Annotated in this window: 1 pseudogene; it reads right to left on the bottom strand. The window is 65.5% G+C overall.

Going from position 1 to position 432, the window contains the following annotated elements:
* A pseudogene (locus FQ705_RS02910) lies at nucleotides 1-432 on the bottom strand (glycosyltransferase family 4 protein); the annotation flags it as partial.

Here is a 432-nt window from a genome sequence, read left to right as displayed (position 1 = left end):
GCTCATCGGCGATCTCGCCGATGAACTCCACGTGCGGTAGCGCGAACAGCGGCTTGATGCGGCGCTCGAAATACTCTTCGTCGGCCGCGTCGATCTTGGCGGCGATGCGAATCGGCAGGCCGCAACGCTCGGCGATCCGGATCGCGCGATCGACACGCTTTTCCGGCGAGATCCGGCCCAGGAAGGCGAGGTAGCGCTGCTCCACCGGCTGCGGCGTGTAGAGCGTGTCGGGCAGTCCGTGCAGTACCGCGGTCAGCCAGTTGGCGCGCGGCAGAGGCTGGCGCTGCGAATTCGAGATCGAGACCACCGGCGCGGTATTGAACAGATCGAACACCGGCTGCTGCTCGAGCAGGTCCAGGCGCCCATGCAGCGTGGTGAGGAACGGCGTGGGCTGGCGCTGGAATACCGAGAACGAGTAGTAGTCCATGTGGA

Origin of the sequence: Paraburkholderia sp. BCC1884, assembly GCF_900996225.1 — a bacterium.
Lineage (GTDB): Bacteria > Pseudomonadota > Gammaproteobacteria > Burkholderiales > Burkholderiaceae > Paraburkholderia.
The sequence above is the reverse complement of the archived record's forward strand: the minus strand, read 5'-3'. Positions and strand labels throughout refer to the sequence as shown.